Origin of the sequence: Leuconostoc falkenbergense (assembly GCF_014634805.1) — a bacterium.
Lineage (GTDB): Bacteria > Bacillota > Bacilli > Lactobacillales > Lactobacillaceae > Leuconostoc > Leuconostoc falkenbergense.
Genome location: NZ_BMBS01000016.1, coordinates 1 through 13,190, shown reverse-complemented (window position 1 = coordinate 13,190; position 13,190 = coordinate 1). Strand labels below are relative to the sequence as shown.

The window sequence follows — 13,190 nt, the reverse complement described above, 5'->3', positions numbered from 1 at the left end:
TAGAAAGGAAATGTATCATCGATACAAATTAACTTATGCTAGAAGATCTTATTATTGAAAATTTTGCCATTATAGAAAAAATTGAATTACAGTTTGAGACTGGTATGAGTGTTTTGACCGGCGAAACAGGCGCCGGAAAATCAATTATTATTGATGCGCTGTCAATGCTAACCGGTGGCCGAGCAAGCTCTGAGATGGTGAGACATGGAAGTAAAAAAGCCACCTTACAAGCTGTATTTAGCTTGCCAAATAACGAACAGCTATACAAACTATTGACTGAAGCGGGCATTGATTTTGATGATAATGAATTAATTATTTATCGAGAATTAACGCAAAATGGTCGTAGCACGATTCGCGTTAACAGTGTTCTTGTCAACTTAAAAACATTGGCAATGATTGGTAGCTTTTTAGTTGATATCCAAGGTCAAAATGATACACAACAGTTGCTCAATCAAGATGAACATTTGCCATTATTGGATGCATTTGGCGGCGAAAAATTGTCTCAAGTACGATCAGATTATGGCCACACTTTTCAGGAGTTCAGAACAATTACGACGCGTATTCGAAAAATACAATCATCACAGCGTGAAATTACACAACGACTCGATTTATTAAAATTTCAACAAGATGAACTCCATGAAGCAAATCTACAACCTGATGAAGAAAATCAATTACTTGATTCACGAGGTAAATTGAACAATTTCAAAAAAATAGCCGATCATTTACAAAATGTTCAAACTGCACTTAATGACGAACAAGGTGGTGCAGTTGATTTATTGGCGGAAGCAATGCAACAGTTACAGGCTATTTCGGCATATGATGCTGTCTATGCAGAGCTATCTGAAACTATTTCAGATGCTTATTATACTGCACAAGAAGTTGCACGAGATGTGACAGAACAATTTAATGATTTAACTTATGATGAGTCTGAATTAATTCGGATAGATGATCGTTTGCAACTCATTCACACACTTGAGCGTAAATATGGTGCTACTGTCAGTGATGTGTTAGCATTTCAAGATAAAATTGAACAAGAACTAAGTGTTGTGAACGATGACGGTTACAATGTGGAACAATTGCAGATTAAACAAAATGATTTGCGCCAGGTCTTAAGACAGAAGGCAATAAAGCTTCACGAAGTTCGTCAGCAAACAGCCCGTCGATTAGAGCATGATGTCAACCAACAGTTACAAGATTTATTAATGAATGGGGCAGAATTTGCGGTTCATTTTGAGCCGATTGAAGGTTTTATTGCCTCTGGGAGTGACAAGGTTGCTTTTTATGTTCAAACCAATAAAGGCGAAGGCATGGCACCACTGGTCAAAATTGCATCTGGTGGTGAAGCTGCGCGGTTAATGCTAGCGTTGAAAACAACATTTACAAAACAACAGCGAATTGTTTCGATTGTATTTGACGAAGCTGATACCGGTGTTTCTGGTCGTGTTGCACAAGCCATTGCCAAGAAAATGCAAACAATTGCTCAAGGTTCACAAGTGTTAGCAATTACCCATTTGCCACAGGTAGCAGCGGCTGCAACTCACCATTTTTTGATTGCAAAAACAACAGAACAAAATCGCACGATTACACAGGTGACACCGCTCGATGAAGAGGGACGTATACATGCCATCGCAATGATGCTATCGGGAGATAACGTGACTGATACTGCCTTGGCTAATGCGCGCGACTTACGAGAGAAAATCTCAAATTAATTTTGGTAGCTGTCACATGAATTGAAAATAAAATATGAAAAAAGACCACCCTGTTAGATCTATTCATCTAACAGGGTGGTCTTTTAAATCGTTGTTAACTAGCAATAATAAGTAGGAAAGCAATGAAAATGACTGCTAAAATGTACATTAGTGGGTGAACTTTCTTAGCACGACCAGTTGCGATCATTGTAATAGGGTATAAGATAAATCCTAGTGCAATACCATCTGAAATCGAGTAAGTCAGTGGCATACCAATGACAATCAGAAATGCTGGTGCAGCAATCGCTAAGTCTTCCCAATCAATTTCTCTCAAATTTTCAGCCATTAACACACCGACAACAACCAAGGCTGGCGCAGTGACTTGTGAAGTGACCACAGAAAGCAATGGCGAAAATAGCAATGCAAACAAGAAAAATATGCCTGTAAATACAGATGTTAAACCTGATCGACCGCCTACGGCAATTCCGGCAGACGATTCAACATATGCTGAGGTAGGTGAGGTCCCAATGACTGCACCCACCGTCATACCAACGGCATCCGCCATTAAAGCACGACCAACGCGAGGCATTTTGTTATTTTCCATAAAGCCGGCTTGCGTTGCTAAACCAATCATTGTGCCGGCTGTGTCGAAAAATGTCACGAGTAGAAAAGTGATGACGACAGTAATTAACTGAATTGAATTGATATCACCAATATGCATGACACCTTCACCAAAAGTTGGTGCCAAAGATGGTGCTGGTGAGATAATAGCTGATGGTAATTTGATTAAGCCAGTTAAAATACCTGCAATTGAAGTTATAATCATACCAAAGAAAATTGCCGCAGGTGTTTTGCGACTCATTAAGACAAAAGTAACAATGATGCCAAAAATTGATAGCAATGATGTAGGTGCGGTCAAATGGCCTAAAGCAACCATAGTATCTTTATTGGCAACGATTAATCCAGCATCATGTAAACCAATAAAGGCAATGAACAGTCCAATACCAGAGGCAATGGCTAATTTTAGGTTTTTGGGAATAATATTAATAATTTTCTCGCGAATCTTGAATAATGTCAAAATAACAAAGATGATTGCTGCAACAAAGACACCTGCCATTGCAGTTTGCCATTTAATGCCCATACCAATTACAACTGAATAAGCAAAGAAGGCATTGACACCTAACCCGGGTGCTATTGCAATTGGATAAAGTGCAACAACACCCATGAAAATAGTTGCCACGGCTGACGCAATAGCAGTAGCTGTGAAAACTGCGCCTTTATCCATACCTGCAGCCCCCAAAACAGTGGGGTTGACGAATAAAATATAGGCCATGGACGCAAAAGTAGTGAGACCTGCGATGAATTCAGTACGGAAATTCGTATTGAGTTCATCAAACTTGAAATAATGTGCAATCGTTGACATGATTGCCTCCCAAATAATTAGTTACGTAAAACGTACTGTCTTATTCTAGCAGTCATTAGCGCACAATTAAAGTGTAAAAGACCATGAAATAATAAAAAAATCGCAACATTCTAAATAGAAAACAAATGAAAGCGCTTTTAAAACGAATGTTGTCAATTTATTGTTCGGAAATGATGATTTTTGTTTGTTGCTTTAAATTTTTAACGATTTTGCGATAGGCTGGAATCATAACGACCAGTGAACCCACCCAAGCCAAAACGTTTGCGAGACTAGCACCAAAGAAGCCAAATGGTCCTACTAGAACAACGGCGGCTACGGTGCGCATAATTAATTCTGCAATACCAGCGTAGGTGGGAGTTTTTGCATCGTTCAGGCCTTGCAATACATAGCGGATAATAAATAAAGCCGAGAGGATGTAATAAAAGGCACCATTTGCCCAGAAATATTGTTGCGCTAAGTTCAAAACTTCATGTTGCCCTGAACCAACAAACAACATTACTGCGAGATCACCAAATAGAATTTCAATGATACCCATGAACAGACCAAATCCCATACTCATGACTAAAGCTTGTTTAACACCAATTAAAATACGGTCAAACTGTCTAGCGCCGTAATTTTGAGCTGCAAAAGTTGCCATTGTAATACCAAAAGACATGAGCGGCAGCGTGGCTACTTGATCAATGCGCTGTGCGGCAGTTGTTGCGGCAACAGCATCTGTTCCCAAAGTATTGAGAGCACCTTGTAGTACGAGCGCGCCAATTGCAATGATGGAACTTTGAAAGCCCATGGGCAATCCTGCATGAAGATGAATACGAATATCTTTACTGTCCCACTTGAGATCAGAGCGTGTAACTTGTAGTAGTGGTGAGTACTTATAGATATGCCAAAAGCTAAATACCGTAGAAATTAATTGTGCTAAAACGGTAGCTAGTGCTGCGCCACCGACACCTAATTTAAGCCCCAAAATAAACCACAATTCTAAAATAATGTTAGCAACCATGCCAATAATTAGATAGATGAGAGGGGAACGCGAGTCGCCGACAGCGCGCAATGCGTTGGCAGTAACGTTATAGCCCATTGTGGCAAAAATACCTGCCAAAATAATAGCAACAAAAACAAAAGCTTGGTTCAAAATTTCTGCAGGCGTTTGCATTAACTTGAGTAAGGGATAAACAATCACCAAACTAGTAATAGTCACTACCACAGTTGTAATACCTGAAACTAGTAAAGTTGATGCCATGCTTTTTCGAACGCCAGCAATATCACGAGCCCCATAGCGTTGTGCTGTAATAATTGATAAACCAGCTGTGAATCCTTGTACGAATCCTAATATTAAAAACATGATTGAGCCAGTGGCACCAACGGCGGCTAAGGCTTTAACACCAAGTGTTTGACCAACAATTAGTGTGTCAGAAAAATTATAGAGTTGTTGAAACAGATTTCCAATAACCAAAGGAATTGTAAAAAATAAAATTTGTTTAGCTGGTGAGCCCTGTGTTAGATCTCTCATTCTAAATCACTCCAAAAAATTGATATATGTTCTGAATATCTATTCTAACGGAATCATTGTTTATTAGCTAGCATTTTGCACGTTGTTTTTTAATTTTTAACAGTGTTTATTTTACATTAAAAATAGATATAATATCAAAGGTTGAGCTTGGTAATATGGATAGCTGTGTAGCGACGTCAACTTAAAAACGTTATAATATAGAAAGCGCATAAAAAGGAGTTCAGGATGGTAGCTAAATTAGTGCTGGTACGCCACGGAGAATCAACGGCTAATCGTGATAATGAATTTACCGGTTGGACGGATGTACCACTAACTGAAAAAGGAAAACGTCAGGCACATCAAGTGGGGCATGTTCTGTCTCGTTATGATTTGACATTTGATAGTGTCTATACTTCTTATTTACAGCGAGCAATTATTACAGCTTATATCATCATGGATGAAATGCAGCAGGCGTGGGTACCGATTAACAAAACTTGGCGTTTGAATGAACGCCATTATGGTGCCTTACGTGGACTTAACAAAGACGCTGCGCGTGAAAAGTACGGTGTTAATCAGGTTGCTCTATGGCGGCGAAGCTATACGGCTGTTCCGCCACTATTAGAAAAAGTTAGTCCGAATCGCCGTTATCCAATAAATATCGAACCTCGCGGTGAAAGTTTGAAAATGGCTAGTGACCGCTTAATTCCTTACTGGACTTCCGAAATATTGCCACAACTTAAAAATGGTGAAAATGTTTTGATGGTAGCGCATGGTAGTACTTTACGAGCGCTGATTAAATATATTGAGCACATTAGTGACGACGATATTGATGGCTTAGAAATTGGTAATGGTGAGCCAATATTATATGAATATGAAACGAATTTTAGTGAAAGGCATTATCTCAAATGAAAACAGCAACATGGGAACGAATTAAAAAGTATACAGAATTACAAGGCACGTCTGGGCAAGAACACGCAATTAGAAAAGCGTTTCGAGCAGAATTGGCAACATTGGTTGACGAAATAGCGCAAGAAGGATTGGGCGGCATATACGGTGTTAAAAAAGGTGAAGGACCACGAGTTATGTTTGCGGCTCATTTAGATGAAGTCGGATTCATTGTAACTGAAATCCTGCCATCTGGTGCTCTAAAAGTTGCTGCAGTTGGTGGCTGGAATCCAGCAGTGATTAGTTCTCAACGTTTTACGCTGTTTACTGTCAAGGGACAATATCCGGTTGTTTCTAGTTCAGTATCGCCACATTTATTGCGTGGCAGTGCCAATGGTCCACAATTACCAACGGTTGATGATATTTTATTCGATGCTGGGTTTGTTGACGACAATGAAGCATTAGCGTTTGGTGTCCGCCCAGGTGATTTTATCGTACCACGTGTTGAGACAGTTATGGCTGCGAATCATAAACGAGTGATGTCAAAGTCATGGGATAATCGGTTTGGTGTGGTAACAGTTTTGGAGGCCTTGGAAGACTTAAGAAGTGTTCAGACACCAAACACATTAATTATGGGCGCAGATGTACAAGAAGAAGTTGGCCTGCGAGGCGCCCACGGTGCCGTTAATTTGATGAAGCCAGACATTTTCTTTGCAGTTGATTCTAGTGCTGCTGACGATGTAGCAGGTTCATTGGGACATCAGGGTGTATTGGATCAAGGGACTTTGTTACGGGTGTTTGATCCAACAGTTGTTATGCCACTGCGGTTAAAAGAGTTTTTGCTCTCTACTGCTGAAGACAATCACATTCCATATCAGTATTTTGTTTCTAAAGGTGGGACAGATGCAGCAGCTGCACAAAGCGAATTAAGCGGTATACCATCAGTTGCCTTGGGTGTCGCCTCACGATATATTCACACACATCAAACAGTATGGTCAATTAAAGATTTTGAAGCAGCTAAAGCGTTTGTTGTTGCAATAGCTCAAAATCTAGATGCAACTAACATGAAGACAATTATGGGCGATTGATGTTTAAAAAATTAAGACAATTAGATTATTGGATTGCTGTCCCATTTGGTATTTTAAGTGCGTTAGGTGTCGTGATGGTTTTTTCAGCGAGCTTAACTAATTCAGCAATGCTTAATTTTTATAAGCAATTAGTTTTTGTTATTATTGGCTGGATTGGTGCGTTTACATTATTTCATCTTAATCTTAATAATTGGCGTAGACCACAGTGGCTTAAAATACTGATGTATGGCATTATTGCGTTACTTGTCGTAGCTCGTATCATGCCAGCAGTCAATGGTGCGCACGGTTGGATTCCTTTAGGTTTTATGACATTACAACCGGCTGAATTTCTGAAACTGATTTTAATTTTATATTGTGCCCATATTCTGACACGAGTGGCTTGGCAAGCAGGGGTGAAAATTTCACGTCAGCCGTTAGCTCAGCTGAAAATATGGGGGCCACCTGTGCTATCTTTGATTTTGTTATTTTTTATGCCGGATAATGGTAATATGCTCATTGCGATTGCAATCGTTTTTGTGATGGTCTTAGCGTCCGGTGTTTCTCGGAAAATAATGGTTGTCTGGTTCATTGCTATCAGCGCGCTATTTGCGCTGTTGCAACCAATTATTAATCTTGTTAATAAAGTATTTCATCTTACTGGTAGCACGCATTACAGTATTTTGCGTCTAATTAATTTCGTAAATCCTTGGGCAGACCCAGATCAAAGTCGACAACTTTTGTATGGTTATTATGCTATTGCTCATGGGGGACTATTTGGCGTAGGATTGGGTAATTCACTCATTAAACCTTACTTACCTGAGTCAAACACCGACTTTATTATGGCTGTGATGACAGAAGAATTAGGGGCTGTTGTTACCGTTATTGTATTGATGTTAATTCTGATATTGGTAACGCGACTGATTCTCTTGGGTATTCGCCAAAAAAATCAGTATCAACGTTTGATTCTTTACGGTGTGGCAATGCTGTTATTTGTACAAGCATTCGTTAATTTAGGTGGTGTGATTGGTGTTTTGCCAATTACCGGAGTGGTTTTTCCTTTCATTTCTGGTGGTGGATCGTCTTATATTGCCTTTAGTGCAGCTATCGGGCTCACACTTAATATTGCTGCCCATCAGAAAAAGGCAATCGACATTCATCCAAATGATATGGTTGCTAGAAAGGATTATCAATGACATTTCAAATACAAGCTCGACGTGCTGTTTATGTTTATTTAAGCCATGTACGTCACGCACAACAACTTAAAAAGTTTGGCCAAATTACCTATGTTTCGAGAAAGATGTCTTTTGTCGGACTATATTTGAATGAAGAAAATGTTACTGAAGTTGTCAGTAAGTTACAACAATACCAATTTGTGAAGCATGTTGTTACGTCACCACGGCCAGATATTGATCCTGAACTAGGTGATATGCATGATGATATTTTCTTTGAAAATTATGATGAGGGAGGAATCACGGATGACGCACAACCAGTCCGTGACTGATAAATTATGCGAGTAATTTCAGGTAATTTTCGTGGCACACGACTAGATGCGGTTAGTGGTGATAAAACAAGACCCACAACAGATAAAGTCAAAGAGGCGATGTTTAGCATGTTGATGCCTTACCTAGATGAAGGGGAAGTTTTAGATCTGTATGCTGGTACTGGTGGATTAAGTATTGAAGCAGTATCACGTGGGATGACACATGCCACATTAGTTGACCGTCAGTATCAGGCTATCAAGATTATGACTGACAATGTCAAAAAAACACACCATGAAAATCAATTCACAATCTTAAAATTGCCAGCTCAACAAGCGCTGTCAAAATTTGATACTGAAAATAAACAATTTGATTTAGTTTTTTTGGATCCACCTTATGCCAAAGAAACGATTGCGTCTGATATGGCAAAAATGGTTGAGATGGGATTACTTAATACGGGTGCTGTTATTTTAGCTGAAAGCAATGATGCGGCCAACTTGCCAGAAGCAGATAAAAAGTTTAGAATTATTCAACAAAAGCATTATGGTATTACCGTCGTGACAATCTATCAATATGAGGGATAAGATATGAGTATCGCACTGTTTCCAGGTAGTTTTGATCCATTAACGAATGGACATTTGAACATCATTACAAGAGCAAGTTATTTATTTGAAAAAGTTGTCGTAGGAGTTGGCAACAATACTAGTAAGTCAGCATTGTTCACACCAGCAGAAAAAAAAGCCTTGATTACCGAGGCGGTCAAAGATTTACCCAATGTTGAAGTGGCTATTATGTCTGGATTAACGGTACAATTTATGGCTGAAATTGGTGCTAAATATATTGTTCGTGGTCTGCGTAATGGTAAAGATTTTGAGTATGAGCGTGACATTGCAGGTGTGAATAGTGCTTTAGCCGATGTCGAAACAGTGCTATTGTTAGCTAAGCCAGAAAACCAAAATATATCCAGCTCAATGGTCAAAGAGATTGGGAGTATGGGTGCCGAAAATATGGCAAAATTTGTGCCACCTGTTGTTGTGGCAGCTTTGAAGGAGCGACTGAATGCGCAAAAAGAATAAAATAATTGTTGCCGTCGTTTCTGTTCTAGTTTTAGCTGGTATTGTTGCCGGTGTGTGGCCATTGAATGGTTATATAGAGTCACCAGGTGAAGCAGATGATTTGTCTCGTTTTGTGACCATTGATGGCAAGAAAGATACAGCCAAAGGACAATATAGAATTACGTCGGTTTTCTTGACTCAAGCTAATGGTTTTAAGTTTTTACAAACCAAAATTAATCCGCATCTGTCATATGCAAGTGAAGCGGATGTGACAGGCGGTGAATCTTCTGCTACTTTCAGTAAAGTTCAGGATTTTTACATGCAAAGTGCGATAGCAAATGCTGAGCAAGTTGCTTTCAATAAAGCAAATAAGCCAATTACTACGCAATACCGTGGTATATATGTTTTGAGTGTATCAGACACATCACATTTCAAAAAAACGATCAAAGTTGGTGACACGATTACGGCAATTGATGGTCACCATTATGAAAATTCAGATGGTTTTATTAAGTATTTGGCTAATAAGAAAAAAGGCACAACCGTCACGGTTTCATATACGCGTGATGATAAAAGTGGTCAGGCAAAAGGCACCACAATCAAGCTTCCAGGTACCAAGACACCAGAATATCCTAACGGACGAGCTGGTATTGGCATTGTCCTAACTGACAACGTAGCTGTCACAACTACACCTAAAGTGAGTGTTGATCCTGGTCAAATCGGTGGACCATCTGGTGGTCTTATGTTCACGTTACAAATTTATGATCAGCTGACAGGTGATAAGTTGGCGAACGGTCGTAATATTTCTGGTACAGGTACAATGAACGCTAATGGTTATGTTGGCGAAATTGGCGGTATTGATAAGAAAATTATGGCTGCTAAGGCAGCAGGATCAACTGTTTTCTTTGCACCATACGTTAAACCCACTAAAGAATTGCTGAAATATGAAGAACAGCACAAAACCAATTACATGTTAGCACGTGATACAGCGAAAAAGTATGCACCAAAGTTGAAAGTTATTCCGGTTCAAACATTTGATGATGCTGTCAACTATCTTAAATCAGGTACAATTATCAAAACAACAGACAGTACTAATTAAAAGCTTAGTGTTCTTGGATGTTTACCAAGTTCATTAAGCTTTTTTATTTTGATTTAGTACTATAAAGTACGAGGTGAAAAATGTTAGATATATTCGACTTGATTAAGGGGAAAAGCACACTTGTTAAACAAATAGGTGCGGCCATTCTTATTATTGTGATAGGAGCAGTTTATTTACTGTGGCCACGACATGAACAGTCTGCGAAGGGAATTCAGAGCATTCCTAGCACTCAGACATCTCAGTCAATTCTGCACTCTGAGAGTCGAGAAAAATCGACGTGCAAACAAACATCAGCAGTTATTATGGTAGATGTCAAAGGTGCGGTTAATAAACCAGGTGTTTATCAGGTAGACACATCGGAAAGGGTACAAACTGCTATTTTAAAGGCTGGTGGTCAGCGGGCAGAAGCAGATATGAACCAGGTTAATTTGGCACAAAGATTGACTGATGGGCAGGTTTTGTATGTACCTGTTAAAGGAGAGCAAGTGCCGACAAACTATGGTACTGAGGCTTTGAGTTCAGGTCAAACTAAAATAGCTATTAATCTTAACACTGCAACTAAAGAAGAACTTCAAAACTTAGAAGGAATTGGCGAAAAGAAGGCTGATCAGATTCTTGATTATCGTCAGGAACATGGTGGGTTTAAATCGATTGAAGAGCTTAAATCAATTTCTGGTATTGGTGTAAAGCGTTTTGAAGCTATTAAAGATCAGCTGGCGATTTAATGAAAAATGCAAAGCTATTATTATTCTCGCTGATAGTGGCGGCTCTATCTGGGGTTATCTATCGACCATGTTTGGCAAGTTGGTCATTGTTTTTTGGTATTTTGATTATAATATTGTGGCAACGTCATGTACGTTTTTTTCTGATAGGCATTATTTTGATACTGCCTTTTATGATTTACTTTTTCAGTGATGTTACAGATTTGAAAAAGCAAGCAGCAATAGTCGACCAAAAAAACGTGCAATTAACAGGTATGATATTACCGGATAATGTTAGCATTGACGGTGATGGCTTAAGTGCGATTGCTACTTTAGATAATGGTATTATCGTTAAGTTGTATTGGACACTTCCTACTCAACAAATCAAGTGCGAGTGGCTCAAGCGTGTTAATGTTTTTAAGTTTAACGCGACAGGTGACCTTACACGTATTCGCTCAGCAACGAATTTTAATCAATTTGATTCGCAACAATTCTATGCAACAAAAAACATCACACACCAATTTAGTGTGACGTCTTGGCAGGTTGAAAATATAGTATCATCTGATATATTCAGTTGTATACGATATCAGCTTCATTCTTGGCACAGTCGGGCAATACATAACACTGATTTGTTGCCCAAGCCACTTCGTGAATATTCACAGGCATTGATTTTAGGCGTGACTCCACAAGCATTATATGATGATAACCCTGGTGTACAGACATTGGGATTAATTCATCTGTTTAGTGTTTCTGGGTTTCATGTATCATTTTTAATTATGATGATCATAGGTTTAGCAAAGCGGTTATGGATTCCACAAGAAGTTACGATTGTTTCCTTGTCGGGCATTTTAATTATTTATTTTATTTTTGCTGGCGAGCCATCTGTTTTGATACGCGCCATTGTTGCTGGTGAACTAATATTATGGCAAAAAATTCATTATAGTAAATTTAAATCGTATGATATTTGGGCGATTAGTTTATTAATTAGTTTGATTTTTTCACCGCAAATATTATTAACTTTGGGCGGACAACTTTCGTTTTTGCTCACTTTTTGTTTAGCTTTTGCAAAAAAATTATCTTTTTGGCAAACTAATCTTTTGATGAGCATCGTTAGTTTTCCTTTGATTATTCAGCAACAATTTACTTGGCATATATTGCAAACAGTTGTTAACATTTTGGCTATTCCTGTTTTTGGAACCATTATTGTACCATTAGTCATGTTAGGATATTTTGGACAGAGTTTCTCAATAATTGTAGATAGTGCCAATGCAATAATTCATTTTTTTGCAATGTTGATTGATTGGCTGGCAATTTTACCTGGTAATATTGTCATTGGAAAAATGCCAGAATGGATCGCAACATTATTAGTTGTGTTAGGCTTTTGCATGTTTTGTCGAGAGAAAATAATTGTTTCGCATGTGCGAATATTGTGGCTGCTATTATTAATATTGACGATTGTTAGCATCAGGAGACCATTCACGGGTGAATTTACGACGTTTGATATCGGTCAAGGTGACGCAGCTTTAATTCGAACACCATTTAACCATACGGTGACGATTATTGATACTGGGGGTCAGGTGATATTTGGTTCGAAACAATCCTGGCAAATCAAGCAATATGAAAGAACAAAAGGAGAAACTGTTATTGTTAATTATCTGCATAGCTTAGGAATTAATACGATTGATCATTTAGTATTAACACATCACGATCAAGACCACATTGGCGATGCTAAAGACATTTTACGTCTCATGCATGTCAAAAAAGTTTTGATGCCCGCAGGTATGCAATCGCAGCAAAGTTTTAAAACCCAAATTTTGCCATATCTAAAAAAAGCAAAGGTGATTGAGGTCACTGAAAAGAATCAAGTTAATGATTTACCGTTGAAAATATATCATCCTCTAACAGCAGGACAAGCTGCTAATGAAGATTCAGTTGCACTATACGGCGTTTTAGGTGGTATGAGCGTTCTAACTGCGGGGGATTTGGACAGGGCAGGTGAGCGATTACTTGCAGAAAGACATCCTGAAATGAAGGTTGATTTGATAAAACTAGGACATCATGGTTCCAAAACAGCGACCGATCCAATAACACTTTCCAAATGGCAACCAAGCATTGGCATTATTTCTGCTGGTAGAAATAATCGTTATCATCACCCACATCAGGAAACGTTAGATACATTGCAAAAAAACCAAATGTCAGTTTTTAATACCCAAATACATGGTATGATTAAGTATATGGTAGATTGTAAAATTAAACCGAACACTTGAATAAAAAAGCCGCAGCGCCTTTAATGGTAATTGTCTAAAAC

General features: G+C 38.7%; 12 protein-coding genes. 10 read left to right on the top strand and 2 right to left on the bottom strand.

The features are described from left to right. Positions 1-35: 35 nt before the first annotated feature. Positions 36-1,709, top strand: coding sequence for a DNA repair protein RecN (gene recN / locus IEU71_RS04635; RefSeq protein WP_036068002.1), 1,674 nt, complete (start codon positions 36-38; stop codon positions 1,707-1,709). A 94-nt stretch (positions 1,710-1,803) separates the two neighbouring features. On the opposite strand, the gene IEU71_RS04630 is transcribed toward recN, so the two are convergent. After that, on the bottom strand, positions 1,804-3,111 hold the full coding sequence (locus IEU71_RS04630; protein WP_036086278.1) for an NCS2 family permease: 1,308 nt from the start codon (positions 3,109-3,111) through the stop codon (positions 1,804-1,806). Between the two features lie 157 nt (positions 3,112-3,268). Further along, complete coding sequence (locus tag IEU71_RS04625; protein ID WP_036067998.1) at positions 3,269-4,621, bottom strand: MATE family efflux transporter; 1,353 nt, start codon at positions 4,619-4,621, stop codon at positions 3,269-3,271. Between the two features lie 225 nt (positions 4,622-4,846). On the opposite strand from IEU71_RS04625, the gene IEU71_RS04620 reads away from it, so the two are divergent. From IEU71_RS04620 to IEU71_RS04580, 9 genes are all read left to right on the top strand, one after another. Continuing rightward, positions 4,847-5,509 (top strand): 2,3-bisphosphoglycerate-dependent phosphoglycerate mutase, encoded by a 663-nt coding sequence (locus IEU71_RS04620; RefSeq protein WP_036067995.1) that lies wholly within the window; start codon positions 4,847-4,849, stop codon positions 5,507-5,509. Next, positions 5,506-6,573, top strand: a complete 1,068-nt coding sequence (gene pepA, locus IEU71_RS04615) for a glutamyl aminopeptidase (RefSeq protein WP_036067991.1) — start codon at positions 5,506-5,508, stop codon at positions 6,571-6,573. The genes IEU71_RS04620 and pepA overlap by 4 nt, the downstream gene beginning before the upstream one ends. Then, complete coding sequence (locus tag IEU71_RS04610; RefSeq protein WP_036067989.1) at positions 6,573-7,745, top strand: FtsW/RodA/SpoVE family cell cycle protein; 1,173 nt, start codon at positions 6,573-6,575, stop codon at positions 7,743-7,745. Before pepA ends, IEU71_RS04610 begins: the two co-directional genes overlap by 1 nt. Further along, positions 7,742-8,053 (top strand): YlbG family protein, encoded by a 312-nt coding sequence (locus tag IEU71_RS04605; protein ID WP_036067986.1) that lies wholly within the window; start codon positions 7,742-7,744, stop codon positions 8,051-8,053. Before IEU71_RS04610 ends, IEU71_RS04605 begins: the two co-directional genes overlap by 4 nt. 6 nt (positions 8,054-8,059) lie before the next feature. Beyond that, entirely contained in the window at positions 8,060-8,614 is a 555-nt protein-coding gene (gene rsmD, locus IEU71_RS04600) for a 16S rRNA (guanine(966)-N(2))-methyltransferase RsmD (protein WP_036067984.1), read from the top strand. Positions 8,615-8,617: 3 nt separating this feature from the next. Continuing rightward, on the top strand, positions 8,618-9,106 hold the full coding sequence (coaD, locus tag IEU71_RS04595; protein ID WP_036067981.1) for a pantetheine-phosphate adenylyltransferase: 489 nt from the start codon (positions 8,618-8,620) through the stop codon (positions 9,104-9,106). Then, positions 9,090-10,181: a SepM family pheromone-processing serine protease gene (locus IEU71_RS04590; RefSeq protein ID WP_080519111.1), complete on the top strand. Its 1,092-nt coding sequence runs from the start codon at positions 9,090-9,092 to the stop codon at positions 10,179-10,181. Before coaD ends, IEU71_RS04590 begins: the two co-directional genes overlap by 17 nt. Positions 10,182-10,261: 80 nt before the next feature. Beyond that, on the top strand, positions 10,262-10,906 hold the full coding sequence (locus IEU71_RS04585) for a helix-hairpin-helix domain-containing protein (RefSeq protein WP_036067975.1): 645 nt from the start codon (positions 10,262-10,264) through the stop codon (positions 10,904-10,906). After that, positions 10,906-13,149: a DNA internalization-related competence protein ComEC/Rec2 gene (locus IEU71_RS04580; protein ID WP_080534230.1), complete on the top strand. Its 2,244-nt coding sequence runs from the start codon at positions 10,906-10,908 to the stop codon at positions 13,147-13,149. The genes IEU71_RS04585 and IEU71_RS04580 overlap by 1 nt, the downstream gene beginning before the upstream one ends. The last annotated feature ends 41 nt before the right edge of the window (positions 13,150-13,190 follow it).

Coding starts and splice junctions, on each gene's coding strand:
- recN (WP_036068002.1), top strand. CDS start 36: ATGCTAGAAGATCTTATTATTGAAAATTTTGCCATTATAGAAAAAATT.
- IEU71_RS04630 (WP_036086278.1), bottom strand. CDS start 3,111: ATGTCAACGATTGCACATTATTTCAAGTTTGATGAACTCAATACGAAT.
- IEU71_RS04625 (WP_036067998.1), bottom strand. CDS start 4,621: ATGAGAGATCTAACACAGGGCTCACCAGCTAAACAAATTTTATTTTTT.
- IEU71_RS04620 (WP_036067995.1), top strand. CDS start 4,847: ATGGTAGCTAAATTAGTGCTGGTACGCCACGGAGAATCAACGGCTAAT.
- pepA (WP_036067991.1), top strand. CDS start 5,506: ATGAAAACAGCAACATGGGAACGAATTAAAAAGTATACAGAATTACAA.
- IEU71_RS04610 (WP_036067989.1), top strand. CDS start 6,573: ATGTTTAAAAAATTAAGACAATTAGATTATTGGATTGCTGTCCCATTT.
- IEU71_RS04605 (WP_036067986.1), top strand. CDS start 7,742: ATGACATTTCAAATACAAGCTCGACGTGCTGTTTATGTTTATTTAAGC.
- rsmD (WP_036067984.1), top strand. CDS start 8,060: ATGCGAGTAATTTCAGGTAATTTTCGTGGCACACGACTAGATGCGGTT.
- coaD (WP_036067981.1), top strand. CDS start 8,618: ATGAGTATCGCACTGTTTCCAGGTAGTTTTGATCCATTAACGAATGGA.
- IEU71_RS04590 (WP_080519111.1), top strand. CDS start 9,090: ATGCGCAAAAAGAATAAAATAATTGTTGCCGTCGTTTCTGTTCTAGTT.
- IEU71_RS04585 (WP_036067975.1), top strand. CDS start 10,262: ATGTTAGATATATTCGACTTGATTAAGGGGAAAAGCACACTTGTTAAA.
- IEU71_RS04580 (WP_080534230.1), top strand. CDS start 10,906: ATGAAAAATGCAAAGCTATTATTATTCTCGCTGATAGTGGCGGCTCTA.